The 1366-nt window shown below is 36.2% G+C and carries 2 protein-coding genes and 1 pseudogene; 2 read left to right on the top strand and 1 reads right to left on the bottom strand.

Going from position 1 to position 1366, the window contains the following annotated elements:
• Positions 1–158: 158 nt before the first annotated feature.
• A complete protein-coding gene (locus RM529_RS17375; RefSeq protein ID WP_026914603.1) occupies positions 159–446 on the top strand; it encodes a hypothetical protein in 288 nt (95 codons plus the stop codon).
• Between the two features lie 19 nt (positions 447–465).
• Here the strand turns inward: RM529_RS17375 and RM529_RS17370 are convergent, their stop codons facing one another.
• Positions 466–609, bottom strand: coding sequence for a hypothetical protein (locus RM529_RS17370; RefSeq protein ID WP_311486001.1), 144 nt, complete (start codon positions 607–609; stop codon positions 466–468).
• A 110-nt stretch (positions 610–719) separates the two neighbouring features.
• On the opposite strand from RM529_RS17370, the pseudogene RM529_RS17365 reads away from it, so the two are divergent.
• Positions 720–1366 (top strand): annotated as a pseudogene (locus RM529_RS17365) (TraG family conjugative transposon ATPase); the annotation flags it as partial.

Genomic DNA, 1366 nt, shown 5'->3' with positions numbered 1-1366 from the left:
ATCAAACTTCATAGAATTTGATGTCAAATAATAACAATGAAATTCAAACAATACCAAAGAATATTTTATTCACATTTATTTGATTTTCAGTTATTTACAATTAAATATATGTAAATTCTAATAATGAAAAATGAACTTAAAATCTAAATTTTTCCGTTATGAAAAAATCACACTATTTAGCGTCCATTCTTTCGCTCTTATCCACTTCCCTTTTTGCTCAAATTGGTGGCATAGAAAATTCCGTTAACGATGTTGGCGATACCATCAGGACTATCTTTCCGATTTTATTGGGTGTTATCTTCTTGGTTGGCTTCCTATTTAATGCTGGACATTTCTTCGGCGAAAATGCGGACCTCAAAAAAGGGATAACAAGAATACTGGTCTTTGTACTAATTGCAGGTGCAGTAGTCGGCATCTTCACATACTTAATAGGAATCGTAGTTTAAAGATGAAGCGGTTCGAAGTCTATAAAAACATTCGGAAACGGGCTGTCATTTTTGGACTGTCCATTTCCCTGTTTGCCTTGATGATGGTTTCCATTTTGGCTTCGTTGCTCATCATCATTTTCTCTTTCAGCTTTGCGATCATAATAGGAGTATTGGTACTCAATACTTCCTTATTTGTGGTGCTGACATGGATTACACACAATCCACAAATTTTTCAAATGACAAATGCTTTCCCAAAAATATTGAGTAACAAAAAAACCTCAGGCTTTGATTATGAACAAGATTAACATTTCAGCATATCAACCCATCGCAGATATTCAAGACAATATCGTATTTGCCAACAATGGTAACGTTGTCCTATGCTATAAAGGGAATCTACCGGAAATATACTCTCTTTCTGAAAAGGATTTTGAGGATATGCACGGTGCTTGGTTTCAGGCTTTGAAATCATTGCCAGTTGGTACTGTGGTTCACAAGCAGGATATCTACCTCAAGAAATCATATACTTCAGAACAACTTCCGAATTCAACCTTTCTGGAAAAGGCTACTCACGAGCATTTTAAAGGTCGTGGGCATATTGAGCACAACTGTTATTTGTTCTTCATCTTGACCAAAAACAAGGCACTCAATAATCCGAAATATGTCAATCCCTTCAGGAAAGTTTCAAAAGGAATCGTACAGGAACTGGATGATAATATCAAGAGCTTCACGAACTCGGTAAGTGATTCAGTTTCTTTTATCAATAACAGCCGAAAGATGGATTTTGTTTCGCTTAAAGCGGAAGATATTCGGCAACTAACAAGTGCATACTTTAATGGCTTCAATGAAGGCTACGACACCGATATTTTACTTGATAAGAAAAGCGTCAATATTGGCGAAAACCATTTTGATGCCCTGGCCATCAACAGCGAACTGTGCTT

It is taken from the genome of Autumnicola edwardsiae (genome assembly GCF_031846505.1).
Lineage (GTDB): Bacteria > Bacteroidota > Bacteroidia > Flavobacteriales > Flavobacteriaceae > Autumnicola > Autumnicola edwardsiae.
The sequence above is the reverse complement of the archived record's forward strand: the minus strand, read 5'-3'. Positions and strand labels throughout refer to the sequence as shown.

Excerpts from the sequence above, each read along its gene's own strand:
- RM529_RS17375 (WP_026914603.1), top strand. The coding sequence starts at position 159 with ATGAAAAAATCACACTATTTAGCGTCCATTCTTTCGCTCTTATCCACT.